We start from the raw sequence: 19,019 nt of genomic DNA, 5'->3' as shown, positions 1-19,019 counted from the left end.
AACGCGTAGCCAGTTTTAATAAAATCATAGTCAGTCAGCTAAATCATAAAAATCCTGGTTTTAGACGGAAAGCGTTTTCATGTATTCCGCATCGTTTTTCAGGCTGGCGAGCGATGATTCTGGGTATTCTTCCTGCTCAACAAGGAAATACTTGATGCCACTATCCAGAGCGGTACGTAGTGTTTTCTTGAAATCTACGCTGCCTTTGCCAATATCATTCTGTACAGGCTTGCCATCTTTGACAGTGTAATCTTTTACGTGGCACAACTCGTACCGTTTGCCGTATTTTTTAAGGTGATCAGCTGTGTTTACTCCCGCTACGTCAATCCAGCATAAATCCAGTTCAAACATGACGTTTTTAGGGTCGGTATTGGCCAGCAGAAATTCCTGCGGCAGTTTTCCATCGAGGGGCCGGAATGAATAATCGTGATTGTGGTAACCGAATTTCAGGCCCGCCTTTCTTACTTCTTCGCCAACCACATTGAACTGATCGGCAATCTTTTTCCACTCGTCCCACGTTTTTTGCGGACCGATGTGCGGGCAAAGCAAGTACGATAATCCGGCTCCCTGCGCCATCTCTATACTTTTCTTAATCTCGTCGGGCTTATCGGCCTGTGCTCTATAATTGAAGTGAGTGCTGATCATCTTCACGCCCAGTCCGTCAAGAAATGATTTCATTTCTTTGGGTTGCAGGCCCCACAAAAAGCCCTGTGGTCCGCTGAAACTCTCGAACTGTTTATACCCCATTTGAGCCAGTTGCGTCATAACACCTTTTGGATCTTTTGGCATCACGTCGCGGGCGCTATAAAGCTGGACACCAAATGGACTGATGTTTTTGGCGGGTGCGCTGGTGAATACATTGGCCATCGACTCGGTTTGGCTCAGCGCGAACGTACCGGCTGTTAGCAGAGCAGACTGTTTTAAGAAACTGCGTCGTTGCATAGGTTGAAAAAATGTTTTCGGGTTTGAAACGTAAAGATAGGGACTAAGAAGGGAGAAATGAGAGGAGAGGGAGAAGGGAAAACGAATGAGTCGATAATTAATCCCTTTCGTCCTCCTCATCCCTTTCTTCCCCTTTCTCCCCGCTTACTACGTATCTTTGCAGCCTTTCCCGCATACGAATGACATTTTCGAAACTATATTTACTAGCCGGTCGCGATGAGGCAGTCCGGCGATTTCACCCCTGGGTTTTCTCAAGAGCGATTAGCCATTTTGACGGTGACCTGAACGATGGCGACGTGGTTGAGGTGTTCGATAGTAAAAATAAATACCTCGCCACCGGTCATTATCATAACGGGAGTATTGCGGTACGTATCTTCTCGTTTGGTGCTACTGCCGGTGGTCCTGTTACGCCCGATTTACCCTACTGGACGCAGAAGCTAACGCATATTCGAAGCATCCGTCAAGCCATTGTAACGGGTGAGACGAACTGCTACCGACTTGTTCATGGCGAGGGCGATGGCTGCACGGGCCTCATCCTGGATATATACAATGGCGTTGCTGTATTGCAGGCACACTCTATTGGTATGCATCGTGAACGGGATATTATTACCGAAGCATTAAAAGCCGTTTTCGGTAATGAACTGAAAGCGGTCTATGATAAAAGTGCCGATACGGTACCCGATGAATACGGGTCCACCGTAACAAACGGCTATCTCTTTGGTCGGACACCCGTACCGCATCCGGTAAATGAAAACGGCAATACATTTCTGGTTGACTGGATAACGGGTCAGAAAACGGGTTTTTTCCTTGATCAGCGCGATAACCGGGCACTGCTGGCTAACTATGCCCAGGGCAAGAACGTATTGAATGCCTTTTGCTACTCGGGAGGTTTCTCTGTCTATGCGCTGGAGGCTGGTGCTAAGTTGGTTCACTCGGTCGATGTATCGCAGAAAGCAATCGACCTGACCAATCAGAATATAGCCGCCAATTTTGGCGACAATGAAACAAGGCATGAGGCTTATGCCGAAGACGTTATGCACTATTTGAAAGCGCATGACCATAAATACGACGTAGTGGTGTTGGACCCACCGGCTTTTGCCAAGAGTTTATCGGCGCGACATCGGGCGGTTCAGGGCTACAAGCGCTTAAATGCGGAAGGTTTTCGTCGGGTAGCGAAGGGAGGTATTCTTTTTACATTCTCCTGTTCGCAGGTGGTGGATCGGGAGTTGTTTTATAATACGATTGTAGCGGCTGCTATTGAAGCTGGGCGGCAGGTCCGCGTTTTGCACCATTTGAGCCAACCCGCGGATCACCCCGTTAGTTTGTTTCATCCGGAAGGTGGCTATCTGAAAGGATTGGTATTGTGGGTAGAGTGATTTTTTGCGACGGCAACGAAGTAAAGACGGGGCATTTGTCGCTTAACGAAATGCCCCTGTTGGTTGTTACGCTAAAACAGCAATCGTGATTATACTTTAATTACTGTTTTAGAGTAAGATTAATTGCTTTACGCTAATTTTGGGTCGCAACCGTTAGGCACGGTCCTGTACCGGCCGTTAAGGGCTTGGTCAATCCTTTCGTATAACTCGATTACATACATAGCTACTTATGGCTGAATTAATCCGAATGCCCAAGATGAGCGACACAATGACCGAAGGCGTCATTGCGGAGTGGCACAAGAAAGTGGGCGATAAAGTAAAATCCGGCGACGTACTGGCCGAAGTTGAAACCGATAAAGCCACCATGGACCTCGAAGCCTATGACGAAGGGACCTTGCTGTATATCGGAGTTGAAAAAGGGGCATCTGTTCCTATTGATGGCGTTTTAGCTGTAATCGGAGCCGACGGCGAAGATTATCAGGCTTTGCTTAACGGGTCTAGTGGAGGAAGCCAGGATGCTCCCGCTCCGGCAGCTCCGAAAGCAGAAGCGGCTCCTGCACCTACGGGTTCGACCAGCAGCGAAACGGAAACCAAACTGCCCGACCCAAAAGCGGTGGCTGCTGCCCCGGCAGAAAATGTTAATGCGTCGATCATTCGGATGCCGAAGATGAGCGACACTATGACGGAAGGAACCATTGTTGCCTGGCACAAAAAAGAAGGCGATACGGTGAAATCCGGCGATGTATTGGCCGAAGTCGAAACCGACAAAGCCACCATGGATCTCGAAGCCTACGAAGAAGGTACGTTGCTCTATATTGGCGTAAAAGAAGGCGCATCGGTTGCCGTCGATGACATTATTGCTGTCGTTGGTGAGAAAGGCGCGAACTTCAAGGTTCTGCTGGATGGTGGCGGAAGTGCGCCAGCACCTGCCGGCCAGGAGGCTGCTACAAGCGAAGGTGGCAGTGCAACAGCTCAGCAAAATCCACAGGCTGACGTCCCCGCTAATGCCGATACCGATTTATCGTATGGTGGTGGCGCAGGGGCTGTTTCAGAATCGAATGGCCGGGTAAAAGCCTCGCCATTGGCTAAGCGTATTGCTGAAGACAAAGGCATTAATTTGGCGCAGGTTCATGGTAGCGGTCCCGAAGGACGTATTGTAAAGAGTGATGTTGAGTCGTTTGTTCCGAGCCAGGCCACGCCGGGTAAAGCAGCACCTGCTGCCCCAGCCGCTCAGCCTGCTGCTCCCGCGCCTTCTGCTCAGTCGACGCCAACGCCAGCTCCTGCCCCAGCACAACCTGCTCCGACGCCAACGGGCGAGTATGAAGATGTTCCGGTTAGCCAGATGCGCAAGACAATTGCCCGTCGGTTGAGCGAGAGCCTGTTTACTGCTCCCCATTTCTACCTGACCATGGAAATCAACATGGACAAGGCAATGGAACTGCGTGGCACGGTCAATGGACTTAGCCCGGTTAAGGTATCCTTCAACGATTTCGTGATCAAAGCGGCCGCCTTAGCGCTGAAACAGCACCCAAATGTTAACTCATCGTGGTTGGGCGATAAAATCCGCAAATACAAATACGTTAATATCGGTGTAGCTGTGGCGGTTGACGAGGGTTTACTTGTGCCGGTAGTACGTAATGCCGATCAGAAAACGCTGTCGACCATTTCGGGTGAAGTAAAAGAATTGGCCGGTAAAGCCAAAGACAAGAAACTCCAGCCGAAAGAATGGGAAGGCAGTACGTTCTCCATCTCGAACCTTGGTATGTTCGGCATTGAGGAGTTCACGGCGATCATTAATCCACCTGACTCCTGCATCCTGGCCGTAGGTGCCATTAAGCAGACAGTGAAATTTGAAGGCGATGTAGCCAAGCCAACGAACGTGATGAAAGTGACGCTCTCCTGTGATCACCGTGTAGTAGACGGTGCAACGGGATCGGCTTTCCTGCAAACCGTGAAGCAACTGCTTGAAGACCCCATGCGGATGCTGGTGTAAATATGGTTTTACGGTATTCGGTTTACGGTGGCTGACGCGTAGTTGCTTTCGCGTCAGCCACCGTAAACCGAATACCGTAAACATAAAAAAGGCCCGTCCTAGATAATCCAGGACGGGCCTTTACTTTATAAAAAAGCGAAACTTAAACCGTTGCTGGTTCCAGTGCAGCTTGCAGCTTTTGCTCCAGTACGTTCTTGGGAACGGCACCAATTACTTTATCCACTAACTGCCCATTTTTGAAGATCATCAGCGTTGGGATACTGCGGATACCAAATTTCGCAGGGACTGAAGAGTTTTGGTCAACGTCCATTTTCGCGATTGTGGCTTTCCCTTCGTATTCACCGGCGAGTTGTTCAACAACGGGCCCGATCATTTTACAGGGACCGCACCATTCGGCCCAAAAATCTACTAAAACGGGTTTGTCGGAATTTATAAGTTCGCTAAAGTTAGCGTCTGTTGCTTCTACGGCATGTGATCCTGCTGCCATGATTGAAATGAGTTTATTAGTTGAACTTGTTTCATCCACATAAACCGTTTTCAACCCGATTAGTTCCGAAATTTATGCCACCTTACACGTAACACCTTTCTCTATTATCTATGATAGATTTTAGACAGTATTCAATCGAAAAACTGTAGTTTTGGGACTTTAGCATCATTTAACGGAATGCTACGCTCCTTAGAAATTCATAACTATCGTAATCTGCGTCACCTCTCAATTGAGCGGTTAGGACGTGTTAATTTGTTGTTAGGGAAGAATAACACTGGTAAGACATCAGTATTAGAAGCTGTTGCCGTGCACATTAATCGCGGTAGTGTTGATTTTCTTTTACAATTGCTTGGCGAGAGAGGGGAAAATTATATTCGGACTGAAAATACAGATCGTCGAAGTTCCGAAGTAACCAAGGAAGTAACTATTCTTAAAACACTTGCTGCTTTATTTACGGGAAGACAGGCTCAGTTCAATCAACCTAGTTCTATACTGATTGGAGAACAGGATAATACTTTGTTTGGTATAGAACCTGCCTCAAACAATCGAACTGGATTGCGATTCGTTCGCTTCTTAGAAAAATATGATTATTTAGATGCTGATGAGACATCGTCAGGTCCCGCACGTCGGAAGCGAACAATATTGCCTGATGACACGGATGATCCAGAAGCTATTTTAGGAGTTGAAGTGCGAGCTAATCAATTTACAACAATTATTCCATTTAGGAATATTGAGCGTACATCTCGTGGGGTAAGCTCAATTCAACTATCCCTTTTCGAAGATCGTTTGGCTGATTATCAATTTGTTAAAACAAAAAATATCGAGAGAGATATAAACGGAACGCTTTGGGATAAGATTGCACTCACTGAGAGTGAAGACGAAGTAGTTAATGCCCTAAAAATAATTGAGCCGAATATTGATAGAATTACATTTCGTAACGAGCGCGAACGTGAACGCGTACCAGTAGTAAAACTAAAATCATCAAATGATGTCGTTCCTTTAAGGGCAATGGGCGACGGTATAAATCGAATCCTGACGATCATCTTGGCAATGGTCAATTGCGAAAATGGTTATTTATTAATTGATGAGTTTGAAAATGGTCTACATTATTCCGTTCAGGAACAACTTTGGGAAGTTATTTTTAGTGTAGCTAAACGGCTCAACATTCAGGTGTTTGCTACTACCCACAGTTATGATTGCATTGATGCGTTTTCTGCTGTCTTGAATAGTGGTAGACATCACAAAGAGTCTGGTTATATGATTCGTCTTGATAATTTTGAAGGTGATATTGAGGCAACGTTGTACGATGCTGACGAAATCCAAGCTACAACCCGCGTTCACGTTGATCCTCGATGAGTACTTATATTAACCGTAGCAAATGGCCAAAAAAACTATTGGTTGAGGGTAATGATGATTTACATGTCATTGCTAATATTCGAGAGTCTTATCAACTGCTTGACAACTTCGAAATAATTGACTGCAAAAGCGTTAGTAATATAAAGCCAAGTTTACTATCTTATTTAAAGACTAAGGTAGACATAATTGGTGTAGTCGTAGATGCTGATGCTGATACCGAAAATGTAGATGATGCTTTAAAAGCTCGCTGGGATAGCTTACGAGACGCCCTAGTTGCGCAAGATTATGTAGTACCAGAGAATCCTGCTCCTGAAGGAACGATCATACCAGGTACAGTGCGGAAACCTAAGATTGGTATCTGGTTGATGCCTGATAATATTCAGAAGCCGGGTATGCTGGAGCATTTTGTAGCAACTCTTATTCCACCTGATGATCAGTTAAAACCAATTGCAGAAGAAATCTTAACGAAGATCGAAACTGATCGGTTAAATAAATACAAGACTATTCATTCTAGTAAGGCCTTAATTCATACATGGCTAGCTTGGCAAGAAGAGCCCGGAACACCAATGGGTTTGTCAATCACAAAGACGTACTTGAAACATAATTCTGAACTGTGTCAGCGCTTCATAGTGTGGCTGGATGCCTTATTTAACACTCAATAAAATTACCGTTCACTAAATATATCCGTACAATATAATGTTCAGATATTGATAAATGTAGCCCCTTAATCTACATTTAAGCATGACAGGTGATTTTGACTTTCTCGGCACGCTCCGACGCGATAATTCACGAACGTATAAGCTGCTCTATCCCGACCCCCGGCTTGGCTTGGTGGTTATGTGGCTCTACGATAAGTATCTAAGTGGTGCCTTTCCAAACAAGACATTTAAAGAAGACACAATTAATCAGGCATTCCGTGAATTATTTGGGCACAAGCGGCAGCAACAGCAGGATTATGCTGATAATATCAGCGACTTGAACGAGTTTTTTCTGCGGTATGATGAACAGCTTCAGGTCTACTCGCTAAAAAATTATGCCATCGAGTTTTGCCAGCGAGCATATGAGGTTCTTCTTAATACGTTTAACCCTACTCAGATTGAGCAGATTTGTGCCAAGTTGCGTCGTGACCTCGAAGACGCTAAATCGCTGGAACGATATAAGTTCTGGTTTGAAAATAACTTACCCGCTTTTCAACCTCAGCTCAAAGGCCAGGTTGATTTTTTAGAACGGCAAATTCAGGAATCGGTCGATGAGTTAAGAAAACATGCTCACCGAAGTGACGCATCTATCCAACAGGCACTTGAACAAGTTGTCACGCGGCTTAATGAAATACGTGAACAAAATAAAGAGTTAACGGCTGCCTTTCATGAAATTGATCGCATTAAGGTGCACCTTGATGAACTTCAATCAAAAAACCAATGGCCTTCTCTTCAAGAGTCAATTGATAACGCATTCGTCTTTTTTGCCGAAATGCTACGTGATCTACGAATTGTTGATCGGCGGATTGACCGCATTCAACCTAAGCTAAGGCAACTTTTCGGAACCCTTAACCAACCCTTGTTTAACGGGCGAGTTGAGCGGTTTCTCCGCCACTTATTAGTTAAAAGCGAGATGGTTCGGGACAATTTAGGTCGCCGTCAGCTTCAGTTGCCAGAACATATACCTTCGCTGCTACTACATATCAGCACACCTTCATTGCCTATCATTGAGCGAAAAGAATTTCCGGTAAAACGCCTTACACGCTCTCAAAAACCACCAGAAAGTCTGGAAGGACGTCGGAAAGCATTTATAAGTTCAGCCAGACGCATTCAGCAACAAAGCGTGGTGGAAGGTTGGGTGACTCGTTTTGAGAAGTTGGTCCAGTGGCAGGGAAAAGCTGAGTTTGCTCCTTTTTTCCAGATAATATTAACAGAAGCAAACAACGATGTTGATTTAGCGGTGCGGGTTGCGTATAGGGTATTCCGTCAGTTTACCAATAATATCCGCTACGACCTCATTGTTGATAAAGAGACACTTATTGAATATAAAGCTCAATTCCCGCTTTCATCATGGCAGATGACCGTACAAAAACGGCAAATGGATACGCCTTCCTAACCACAACCGAAGCCGAACGGGTGTTCGGAAAGTTAGATTATGCGCTTAAAGACGGATTACATATTCAGGAAAAACTGCATCCTGACTTCTATTTCTTTGTAGATAAAAACCACCCTGACTTGTCCACCTATTATGAAAAGTTATTTGAAGTAAAGCTGGAAAAAAGTCAGAACGGTTCGGATCACTATTTCTATCTTGACTTTATAGAAGCCAATTCACGGGGGAAGATCGTTACCGAACACCGATATTTCCTAGCTTCCGAGCATGTTATCGTTGCTTTCCTGCTTTACAAAGTAATCTACAATGATTTGCAAATTGAGCTTGATTCGGTGAAACGCTTCCAGAAAATGCTCCGCGAAGAATACGAAGATCTGAAGCCGTTGATTTATGAGAAACTGGCCCAAGTGACTCGTAAGAAACCCAGTGACATGGATGACGAAAAATTGAATGGGATAGTTTTATCAGCCATGCGTGAATTTGGTCGTATTGGATGGATACTGTTAGAAAATGACTACTTCGAAACATTACCGGCCTTTGGACGACTAACGCTTGTTTATGGCGACCCAATTAATATGATTGGCCGGTGGCAGGTCGCCGAATAATTCGATTTTATGAAAGACTTTCCACGCCTTTATAGTCTACATACGCTTAATATTCGTCATCATCAGAATGCGGATTATCTATTCCATCAATTACGCACAGACTTCATTGGCGAAAGCGGAGCTGGTAAGAGCATTATCGCTGACCTGTTACAGTTAATTTTTGTTGGTCCGCGTGAATACCGTTCTGCCACTCAGTCTTTAGACGATGAGCGCAAGCCCAAAACGCTATTACTACCAGGTGAACTAGTAGGGCACGCTTTTCTGAACATTGAAACGGCTGAAGGGGAATATGTGGTCATTGGTGTTCAGATCGAAGATGTGCATCATGGCGTCCGCCTGTTCATTGTCCAGCAGGGCTTTGAATTAGATGATCTAAGCCAACTTACGCCATTTACTGATCCAATCTCAATTAAGGACGTGTTGGTGGACAATGATGTGCTCCCTCTTTCAGAGTTGGCTAATCACCTTGAAAAAAGAGGCCTTCTGGTAAAACAATATCCATCAACGAAGGCCTATCATGCGCTACTGTATCGAAATGAGTTGTTGCCTTTCGATTTGGCATCCAGCGAGCATTCATTAAAAACATACGCGAAAATCATTCAGGCTTTTTCTCGCCGTAAATCGCTTGACCCTAAAAAGTCTAAAGAACTAATTGAGTTTCTGTTTGGCAATGATAAAGGGCAGGAAAACTACAAGCAGTATGAAGACCTGATGCGGTCTGTTGAACGAGATGATGATGACTACAGGTTAAATCGAGCTGAAGTTGAGCGAATTAAAGAAAAGGAAGCGGCTTTACAAGCACTTCGTACCACTCAGAAGCGGTTTCTGGAAGCGAAGCACATCTATAATCTGGCATTGCTCCAGGATGCATATGAACGACGTCGGTTGACGAAGCAAAAGCTGTATAAAGCGTTTGAGAACTATACAACCTCGGCTCGGACAATGGAACACTGGCAAACATACTGTCAGGAGCAACACAGCGATTTTGAAAAGCAGGAAACACCTTTATTACTAGCAGAACAGGAAGCTTTAGCGGTATATACGGAAAAGCACCAGCCTTTCAAACACATACAAAAAGTCGATGAATGGCTGAAACGTTGGGATGGTGTTGCTGAGAGCTTACCCCAGCACTTCAGACAATACAAGGAAGCGAAGAATATTCGGGAAGCTTACCAGAAGCTAAGTGAAGTTTTTACTGATAAGCACCAATGGGAAGAGTTTGAGCAATCAGGTTGGGCAAACGGCTGGGAAATAGGCCATTCATGGTCCGAGAAAAAGCTTATTGAGTTAGAAAACTCAATTCAGGATGCAGAGGACTTACGTGACTTTAAAGATGTAAATGATCCACTTACATTATGTCATTGGGCCTATCATTACGAGCATGATTTTGACTTGTATGAAGTCAGCGTCTTCATGGGGCTTATGCCCTTATATCAAGTAAGGCCACCTAATCCAGAAACAGGAAGCGAATATCTTTCCAATCCTGACGAATTATTTTCATATGTCAAGCAAACGCAACCCGAAAAGTATAGCGATGGTTTTTATGTAAGTTTCAATGGGTTATCAAAGTATTTTCGGTTCAGAGATGACGTTTTGGATAAACTCAATACGCCGAATAATAGACAGTCATTTCTGCAAAAGCAAAGCGATGATTCAATAAAGTTTTTGCAAAAGATTAAGTCTGAGTGTAATCGAATTAAAACCTTACGTGGTCAAATAGACAAATTAGGTGAATGGAAGATCGACATTCTGAACGCTTATGCAAAGAGAGATAAGCATTGTGATGTTGAAGAATATTTACCATTTCATATCAGTCAGGAAGAATTCGATACCTGCTGTAACTCTTACACAAACCGAGAGAGTATCAAAACAGCTCATGATGCGGCTAACAGTGCATATGAAGCGGCTCGAAAAAGTTTACAAACCCTCAGAACCAATATTTCACTATTAGCTAGTCATACTGTGGATTATGAGGCTCTTAACACACCATATACCAATACAGCTAGTCTTGTAGAGCAGTACATTCGCGAGCACGTCAACGATTTTGTACAGCCGATCTGGGAAGCTCCTCAAACCGACTTCCCTTTCACTGCCAATTATCAATCGGTAAGATGTGCTCTGCGTACCAGACAGCAATACATGTTATCTAGTAGTGAATGGGATAATTTGTTCGAAACCTGTAAACAGGCCAAAAAGCATTATGACACTGTTGCAGATAGATATGAAAGCTTGTATGGCAAACTACCGTCGCTACCCATTGAACAAGAATTAGGAGGTCTTGAACAGTGCCAGAGCCGCTACACGAAAGCAGAGTCGCAATATGAGTCGGAGTATTGGCGAGTTGCTGAAAAATTCTTAGGCGATTATGCCCTTGAGTTAGAAAACACCTACGATTACTTAGTACTTGTCAATTACTTATTCCCCAAACTGCTAGACGACAGCAGTGCTAATGAAGAAGCTGCCTTGATTCGTATCACGCAACGGCTTACGGAAGTGCTTAATCACATACGCAATCTTAACAAGCGTCGACTGAATCAGATTAGTGAGGTTTTAGGCGGGGTAGTTGAAGATTGGCGTGAATTAGGGAGTAACTTAAGAAGAATAGGGCGATTTTTTGAAGATTCAAGACATCATATTACAGGTGGTCACCGGGTTAAATTGACGCTGGATGGCTCTTTGACCTTTCCGATCAGATGGATTAATGACTTCAGACAGGAGTTAGCTACTTCAAATGATTTCGCGGATCAGTTTATCGATCAGATTACATTCAAAGAGAAGATAATAGCCGCTTTTAAGGCTTGTAGTGGTGTACGTAATTTTACTCCAGACATTCCTGAGCTGCTGAATCCAAACTCGTATTTGAAGTTAGATTTCAGTATTGTTTCAGTCAACGATAGCGGAAAAACCAATGATGGTAGTACGGGCCAAACGTATGCGGCTATAGCCTTGCTCTGTATAGCTCGTTTGTCGCTCATTGGTCGTGTGCGTAGAAAGGGGATTCGCTTCATGCCCATTGACGAAGCCGAAGGACTTGGCTCAAACTACGATATGCTGTACGACATTGCCCGAAACAATGATTACCAATTGATTTCAATGTCCATAAACTTAGTTGGGCCATTTAAAGAGGGCAGTCAGTACGTACACATGCTGCAACGTGACTTAGATTCACCAGATCCAATCAATTATACTCCATATTCAATCTTCAGTCAGGCTGATTTGGATGAGTTGTTAGATAATACTAATTCTGGTGATTGGCAGAATGATGTTGAAGCTGATGATGAACCCAATCAAAATTCTATAACAAGCGAAGATATAAATAGTAGCGAAGAAACAGAAAGAACTGAATTTGACGATGACTCCGACTAAGATCAAGAAGAAGACGAAGAAGAGCCTACCGCTTGATCACCGATATAACTTCACATGGCCACATTATCGGGCGTTACGGCAGTTGTATACTGATGGGCAAACTAATCTAAAGATTACTAGTAATGGCTTTATCAAGCAACGATTAATTAGTGGCAAAGCTTGGGTTCAGCCAAAGTTACATGCTGCTGAAGGCTATTATATACCAGAGTATTTACGGTCAGAATACAATACGTGGTACGAGGAAAACTACAAAGAGCGTATCAACCAATTCCAGCAGTTCTTTTGTAAGCATGACATACCTGATGAAGGAACCCATCCATATCGTTCCGAAGATATAGATTCCTTAATGGCCATTGCTGCTTTAAAAGAAGATATTCTTAGAGATTTCGAAACTTACTCTCTTAACAGTTTCTCGAATCAATTTTTCAAGAATAAAGGTGCTAAGTATCTAGGTGATCATGAATCATTAAAAAAAGCTGTAAAAGCTATTTTAAAAACTGATCGTACATTTCCTGGAGAAAATCCTAAGGATAATCAGTGGCGTTTGGCTATTGAATGTGATGAGGCAGAGGTACTCGTACTATGCGAAAATTACCATTTTCTGCGTCTACCCGAAATGGCTCGTAAATTGCGCGTAGATCTATGGTCAATCGGTGGAAACAACATTGCAGCAATCGACAGAATACCTAATCACAAAATTCAATTGCCCTTGTATTACTCTTGTGATTGGGATCAGGCAGGTTTGGAAATATACTCCAGAGTCAAGGCCAGGTTGAAAGCAAAAGGCTTCAATATTCAACTGCTATATCCATCTGCGGCAATAGACAAGTATTTGCCTGTAAACTCAGAGAATCACAAAAGTGAATGGAAAAGGGATAAACCTTACTGTGGACTAAATCTCAGCGATTTTTCTATTGAAGACAAAACATTGATTCAACAGTTGATTAAGGCTGACCAATGGATTGAAGAAGAGTCTAATGATTTAGGTTTAATGCTAGAACGATTTAGAAGTCCAGAAGAATAATCCTACGCCACCTTACACGTAACACCTTCAATAGCTTCCAGTGCCCGCAGGAAGGAATTGGCGGGTGAGACTTTCAGCGTTCGGGACTGCAAACTGACTTCGATACGCTCGGTATGATCCACTACGTTAAGGGATAACGTACAGGTGCCGGGGTGAGCGTTCACAAGCTCGTTGATTTTAGCGACGAGTTGCGCATTCAGCGAGTCGATGGTTAAAGATACACGCAATTCCTTGCAGAACTTTTCGCGCATGTCGTTCAGCAACCGGATGCTCGTTGGCTTAAACTCCAGTTGCTCCGAGCCCCATTTGTTTTGGGTCTTGCCCGTAATGTGCAGGAATCGCCCTACTTCAATGTATTGAACAAGCCGGACGTAGTCGTCGCCGAAAAGAGCCATTTCAAGCGAACTGTTGTAATCTTCAAATTTGAAGATACAGAATGGATTACCACTTTTTGTGATACGCATTTGCACCGCCGACACAATGCCGCCAACTTTAATTTCAGGCTGTTTCGTCTCGAAAATGTTCGCTAACGTAGTGTTGCAGAAGCCATCCATTTCGAGCTTGAACTCGTCGAGTGGGTGTCCGGTGATGTAGAAGCCAACTACATCCTTTTCAAATTTGAGTTTTTCGATCTGATTCCACTCCGTAACGGTAGGCGCCTTGGGTCGGTTAAGCATGGGTTCACCGCCCATCATGGCCCCAAACAGGGACTGTTGGGCTGCCGCTTTCTCGGCGTGATAGTTGTTGGCGTACCGGATAATCTTATCCAGAAAGGGCGACGTATCGCCTTCGCCCATCTCGAAATATTGCGCCCGGTGGTACTCGTCAATGCTGTCAAAAGCACCTGCGTAGGCCAGCGATTCCCACGTTTTTTTGTTCACCGTTCGGAGGTTGACCCGGATAGCGAAGTCGAAAATATCTTTAAAGGGTCCACCTGCTTTACGTTCTTCAATGATGGCTTCTACGGCGGCATCGCCAGCACCCTTGATGCCACCTAGTCCAAATCGAATTTCTCCTTTTTTGTTGACCCCGAAAAAGCGTTCCGATTCGTTTACATCTGGCCCAAGAACGGGAATATTGATATTCTTACATTCCTCCATGAAGAACGTAATCTTGTCGATAGTGCCCAGGCAGCTTGTTAAAACGGCCGCCATGTATTCCGCACGATAATGGGCTTTGAGGTAAGCCGTCTGGTAAGCGACGAAAGCGTAGCAGGTCGAGTGCGATTTGTTGAAGGCATACGACGCAAACGCTTCCCAGTCGGTCCAGACTTTCTCGCAGACTTTCAGCGGTAGGTTATTGGACGCACAACCATCCATAAACTTGCCCTTCATTTTGTCGAGCGTTGCTTTGTCCTTTTTCCCCATCGCTTTCCGCAGTACGTCGGCGTCACCTTTAGTGAAATTGCCGAGCTTCTGCGACAGCAGCATCAACTGCTCCTGATACACTGTAATCCCATACGTATCAGCCAGATACTCTTCCATTTCTGGCATGTCGTATTTGACTTCTTCGCGACCATGTTTCCGGTTAATGTAGTTGGGAATGTAGGCAATCGGGCCAGGCCGGTAGAGGGCATTCATCGCAATGAGGTCACCGAAACGGTCAGGCTTCAGGTCTTTCATATGCTTTTTCATGCCGTCGGATTCAAACTGGAAAACGGCGTTGGTTTCGCCCCGCTGGAAGAGTTTATAGGTTTCTTCGTCGTCCAGCGGAATATCATCGATATCCGTTTCAACACCGTTGATAAAAAATCCACCATGGTTTTGCCTGATGAGCCGCAAACATTCCTTAATGATTGTCAGGTTGCGCAGACCCAAAAAGTCCATCTTGATGACGCCCGCATCTTCAATAACTTTACCTTCATACTGCGTGATAATCAGGTTCGTATCCTTGGAGGTTGACACTGGCACAATGTCCGATAAGTCGCTGGGCGCAATGATGATTCCGGCAGCGTGCAGGCCTGTGTTACGTACTGTACCTTCGAGCTTTCGGGCCTGCTTGAGTACCGCCGACACCTTTTCGTAATCGACAATCCGCATAGCCTGAGCCGCACTGCGATCCCCTGATTCGAGCGCCCGCATTCGCTTCACGTTATCCAGTTCCTCCGGCTGAATAACGTTCGACAAACCACCCGGCCCTTCGAGGGGGTCCTCGAAAATGCGTTTCAACGTCATGTTGTAGGTCGGCTTGTCGGGCACGAGTTTCACGACGGCGTTGGCATCCTGAAGGGGCAAATCCATCACCCGCGCTACGTCCTTGATGGACGATTTCGACGCCATGGTACCATACGTAACGATCTGCGCTACCTGCGACTTGCCGTATTTCTGCACAACATAATCAATCACTTTCTGCCGACCTTCATCGTCAAAGTCAGTGTCGATATCGGGCATCGACTTCCGGTCGGGGTTCAAGAACCGCTCGAACAGTAAGTCATATTTGATGGGGTCGATATTGGTAATACCCGTGCAATACGCCACCGCGCTACCAGCCGCCGAGCCACGACCGGGCCCAATCATGACGCCCAAATCGCGACCCGCTTTGATAAAGTCGGCCACAATCAGGAAGTACCCGGCGAATCCCATCGTTTTGATGGTAAAAAGCTCAAAATCAAGGCGTTCCTGAATGTGCGGCAGAATGTCAACGTAGCGTTCTTTGGCGCCTTCGTAGGTTAAGTGGCGCAGGTATTCCCACTGATTCAGTACGTCGTCGGTATGCTGCTGAAACTCCTGAGGAATCGGAAAGTTGGGCAGCATGATGTCGCGCTTCAGCTTCAGCGTTTCCACCTTGCCAACGATCTCATTGGTATTATCGATGGCTTCGGGGAGATCGTGGAAAAGTGTGGTCATCTCCTGCGTGTTCTTGAAGTAGAACTGATCGCTGAAGAAGGCGAAACGCGTATTTTTAGGCATCACATCATCGTCGCTGAAATCCTTCATCGACGGGGTGCTTTGCTTTTCGTTGGTGTTCACGCACAGCAGAATATCGTGCGCTACCCAATCGTCCTGATCGACGTAGTGCGAATCATTGGACGCGATAATTTTGACGTTGTATTTCCGGGCGAACTTGATCAATACCTCATTGGCTTTGATCTGATCGGGAATCTCGTGGCGCTGTAACTCAACGTAGTAATCCTCGCCGAAACGGTCGAGCCACCACTTAAACTCAATTTCACCCGCTTCCTCACCTTTTTTGAGAATCGTTTTCGGTACAGAAGCGCCGATGCAGCACGTGGAAGCGATCAGACCCTCTTTGTACTTGTCAATCAGCTCCTTCGTAACGCGCGGGTACTTGCCGTAAAGGCCCTCCATGTAGCCCAGCGAGCAGAGCTTTGCCAGATTTTTATAGCCCTGCGCGTTCTTGGCCAGCAAGAGCTGATGGTAACGAACGTCTTTTTTCTCTTTCGTAAACTGCTTGATCGTATGATCTTCCACTACGTAGAATTCGCAACCCACAATCGGCTTGATGCCCTGTTTGCTGGCTTCGGCCACGAATTCAAATACGCCAAACATATTGCCGTGATCAGTGATGGCAACGGCAGGCATGTTGTCGGCTTTGGCCTTCTTAATCAGCTTTTTAATGTCCGCCTGACCATCGAGCAGCGAGTATTGAGTGTGGCAGTGGAGATGAGAGAATTGCATAGGTTTCGCAGATTACCGGCTTAAAAATAGCCACTTTCGGCGGGTTACGGGTAAGGAAGAAGCGAGAATTTTAGTAAGAATTCGCTAACGAGTTGATGGTGAAAGGGAACCTAGCTCAACTTACAAAAGCTAATGACTGACTTATGAAAGATTTATGAGAAACTTATAAACCCTATTCTTCAACATATGATTTTGACAAAACAACGAAATCAGAAATCACATGCAAACTCAACGCACATTGAATCCAGCTGAACTGGAAACGCTTAAAGATAAAATCAAGGATATCCGCATTGCCATGTTGACAACGCTTGAGCCAGATGGTGATTTTCACACAAGACCTATGGCAACGCACGAGATAGAGGCCGATGGTACGATGTGGTTCTTCACATACGATAACTCGAATAAAGTAAACGAAATTCGGCAAAACGATCGCATTTCGCTTGGCTTTGCGGATCCTGATTCGGAAGTATTCGTGTCCACATCCGGGTATGCCGAAGTGGTGAAAGACCAAGCCAAAATCGATCAGTTGTGGAGTGACATGTTAAAAACATGGTTTCCCAATGGAAAAGACGATCCCAACCTTGCCTTATTGAAAGTTACTACCCATGCCGGCGAATACTGGGATCGGCCGGGCGGGAAAATGGTAAAATTATTTGAGATGGCGAAAGGAGCTTTGACGGGAAATACCGACAAAACGGGCCGTAACGAAAAGTTCGGCGATGAGCCACAGTAGTAAGTTTACGCTTTAGGAACGGCGCTGATAAGGTGGCACTTTGCCCACTTTTCCAGCGCCGTTTTGTGCTTTTACAGGTGGCTTGATTTCATCCAATCAGTCGTTTTAACGCAAACTTTTTCATCTTATCTTTTTCGCCAGCTACGGTATTTGCAGCCAGTTCGCCGAAAGAAGCGCCTTGCTTATAACCATGTCCCGAATCGCCACCCATCACCCAGAGGTTGTCGGCTTCGGGATGGGTATCCAGAATGAAATCGGAGTCGGGGGTGGTGGTATACTGACAAACCCGTTGCTCAATCACGGGCTGATCTATCATTTTTGGAAACCGCCGTTTTATTATGCCCAGCGCCATGTCTAGTTCTTCCGGTTTAGCATACCGGTGATACGTATCAAATCGGTCGGTTACGTTATTATCGGGGGGCGTTAAGCCGACTTTGAACCCGCGCGAATCACTGCCCGGCACGCCAAATGAGCGGAAAGGCCCGGTCATATCCCGGTCCATCCAGGTAGGTAATTTGTTCTCCATTAAGTCAGCCTGGCCGGGTGGCGTGGCGAAGAAAAAGCATAGAGCGCGGGTTACTTTGAGCTTTTTTGTGAGTTCCGGAAAAAGACGTACCAGCCACGGACCACAGGCAAACACAAACTGATCCGCTTCCAATACGTTGCCATTGGCAAGGGTTACTGATGTTGCTCTGCCGCTCTTAATGGATTCCTGCTTCACCTGTTGCTGCACAAACGTACCGCCTTCTTTCAGAAACAGATCAAAAACGGCCTGGCAACCTTTGCGCGCATCCAGATATCCGGCTGTCGGGTCATACAGGACGTGGTCGAGTCCTTCGGTGCCAATCTGTGGCCACCGTTTGACGGCATCGTCCAGACCTACTTTTTCAAGGGGTAATCCTGCCTTTTTATAGATTGAAATGGCCGCTTCCGATTCTGCCTTGCTGGACGGGTAATTGAAGAGTAATAAGCCATTCTGATGCAGCATTTTATGGCCCATTTTGGGCTCGTTTTCTTTCCAGAGGGTCATGGCGCGCATGGCCATATCGACGTAAACGGGGTCGTCGTAATACGCTCGAATCAACCGCGTTTCCCCACCCGAACTCGACTGGTTGTTACCCGCACCAAATTGGTCAACGAGCGTTACAGTATAGCCTTTATGTAGTAAATGCAAGGCCGTCCAGCCGCCGAACGCACCAGCCCCGACGACGACAATTTTGCCATTTTTGGCCGGCTCTTTAATGAACGTAGCAACACTGGCTTGCGCTGAACCGGGTAGGACCGTACCTAATGCACCTAATGCTGTTCCCTGAACACCAAACTTTAATAACTGGCGTCGATTAATACATCCTTTGCTTTCGCTCTGCCCGTCGGTTGCCATGTTGCTGCTGATAAGTGATTGTAAAAG

At 45.6% G+C, this 19,019-nt stretch carries 13 protein-coding genes; 9 read left to right on the top strand and 4 right to left on the bottom strand.

Annotation, left to right across the window (positions count from 1 at the left end; translation table 11 throughout):
- Window positions 1-60: 60 nt before the first annotated feature.
- Entirely contained in the window at window positions 61-942 is an 882-nt protein-coding gene (locus ACYVEA_RS05970) for a sugar phosphate isomerase/epimerase family protein (protein WP_461112434.1), read from the bottom strand.
- Window positions 943-1,121: 179 nt separating this feature from the next.
- Here ACYVEA_RS05970 and ACYVEA_RS05965 point away from each other — a divergent pair, with 179 nt between their 5' ends.
- Window positions 1,122-2,318, top strand: coding sequence for a class I SAM-dependent rRNA methyltransferase (locus ACYVEA_RS05965; RefSeq protein ID WP_461112432.1), 1,197 nt, complete (start codon window positions 1,122-1,124; stop codon window positions 2,316-2,318).
- 229 nt (window positions 2,319-2,547) lie between these two features.
- The gene (locus ACYVEA_RS05960; RefSeq protein ID WP_461112431.1) at window positions 2,548-4,311 is read left to right on the top strand and encodes a pyruvate dehydrogenase complex dihydrolipoamide acetyltransferase; all 1,764 of its coding nucleotides are present in this window, start codon (window positions 2,548-2,550) and stop codon (window positions 4,309-4,311) included.
- Between the two features lie 142 nt (window positions 4,312-4,453).
- On the opposite strand, the gene trxA is transcribed toward ACYVEA_RS05960, so the two are convergent.
- A complete protein-coding gene (gene trxA / locus ACYVEA_RS05955) occupies window positions 4,454-4,798 on the bottom strand; it encodes a thioredoxin (RefSeq protein ID WP_461112430.1) in 345 nt (114 codons plus the stop codon).
- A 177-nt stretch (window positions 4,799-4,975) separates the two neighbouring features.
- On the opposite strand from trxA, the gene ACYVEA_RS05950 reads away from it, so the two are divergent.
- The 6 genes from ACYVEA_RS05950 (at window position 4,976) to ACYVEA_RS05925 (ending at window position 13,240) form a co-directional block, all read left to right on the top strand.
- The gene (locus tag ACYVEA_RS05950; protein ID WP_461112429.1) at window positions 4,976-6,154 is read left to right on the top strand and encodes an AAA family ATPase; all 1,179 of its coding nucleotides are present in this window, start codon (window positions 4,976-4,978) and stop codon (window positions 6,152-6,154) included.
- Window positions 6,151-6,816, top strand: a complete 666-nt coding sequence (locus ACYVEA_RS05945) for a DUF3226 domain-containing protein (protein WP_461112428.1) — start codon at window positions 6,151-6,153, stop codon at window positions 6,814-6,816. Before ACYVEA_RS05950 ends, ACYVEA_RS05945 begins: the two co-directional genes overlap by 4 nt.
- A gap of 79 nt (window positions 6,817-6,895) precedes the next feature.
- On the top strand, window positions 6,896-8,248 hold the full coding sequence (locus ACYVEA_RS05940) for a hypothetical protein (protein ID WP_461112427.1): 1,353 nt from the start codon (window positions 6,896-6,898) through the stop codon (window positions 8,246-8,248).
- The gene (locus tag ACYVEA_RS05935; protein ID WP_461112426.1) at window positions 8,203-8,850 is read left to right on the top strand and encodes a hypothetical protein; all 648 of its coding nucleotides are present in this window, start codon (window positions 8,203-8,205) and stop codon (window positions 8,848-8,850) included. The genes ACYVEA_RS05940 and ACYVEA_RS05935 overlap by 46 nt, the downstream gene beginning before the upstream one ends.
- A 9-nt stretch (window positions 8,851-8,859) precedes the next feature.
- A complete protein-coding gene (locus tag ACYVEA_RS05930; protein WP_461112424.1) occupies window positions 8,860-12,216 on the top strand; it encodes a hypothetical protein in 3,357 nt (1,118 codons plus the stop codon).
- Window positions 12,203-13,240, top strand: coding sequence for a hypothetical protein (locus ACYVEA_RS05925; protein ID WP_461112423.1), 1,038 nt, complete (start codon window positions 12,203-12,205; stop codon window positions 13,238-13,240). Before ACYVEA_RS05930 ends, ACYVEA_RS05925 begins: the two co-directional genes overlap by 14 nt.
- A gap of 2 nt (window positions 13,241-13,242) precedes the next feature.
- Here the strand turns inward: ACYVEA_RS05925 and dnaE are convergent, their stop codons facing one another.
- The gene (gene dnaE, locus ACYVEA_RS05920; protein ID WP_461112422.1) at window positions 13,243-16,878 is read right to left on the bottom strand and encodes a DNA polymerase III subunit alpha; all 3,636 of its coding nucleotides are present in this window, start codon (window positions 16,876-16,878) and stop codon (window positions 13,243-13,245) included.
- A 220-nt stretch (window positions 16,879-17,098) separates the two neighbouring features.
- On the opposite strand from dnaE, the gene ACYVEA_RS05915 reads away from it, so the two are divergent.
- A complete protein-coding gene (locus tag ACYVEA_RS05915; RefSeq protein ID WP_461112421.1) occupies window positions 17,099-17,611 on the top strand; it encodes a pyridoxamine 5'-phosphate oxidase family protein in 513 nt (170 codons plus the stop codon).
- A gap of 88 nt (window positions 17,612-17,699) precedes the next feature.
- Here the strand turns inward: ACYVEA_RS05915 and ACYVEA_RS05910 are convergent, their stop codons facing one another.
- Window positions 17,700-18,992: an NAD(P)/FAD-dependent oxidoreductase gene (locus tag ACYVEA_RS05910; protein WP_461112420.1), complete on the bottom strand. Its 1,293-nt coding sequence runs from the start codon at window positions 18,990-18,992 to the stop codon at window positions 17,700-17,702.
- Window positions 18,993-19,019: the final 27 nt, after the last annotated feature.

The organism is Spirosoma jeollabukense, from assembly GCF_054777855.1.
This window is presented reverse-complemented; position numbering and strand designations above follow the sequence as displayed.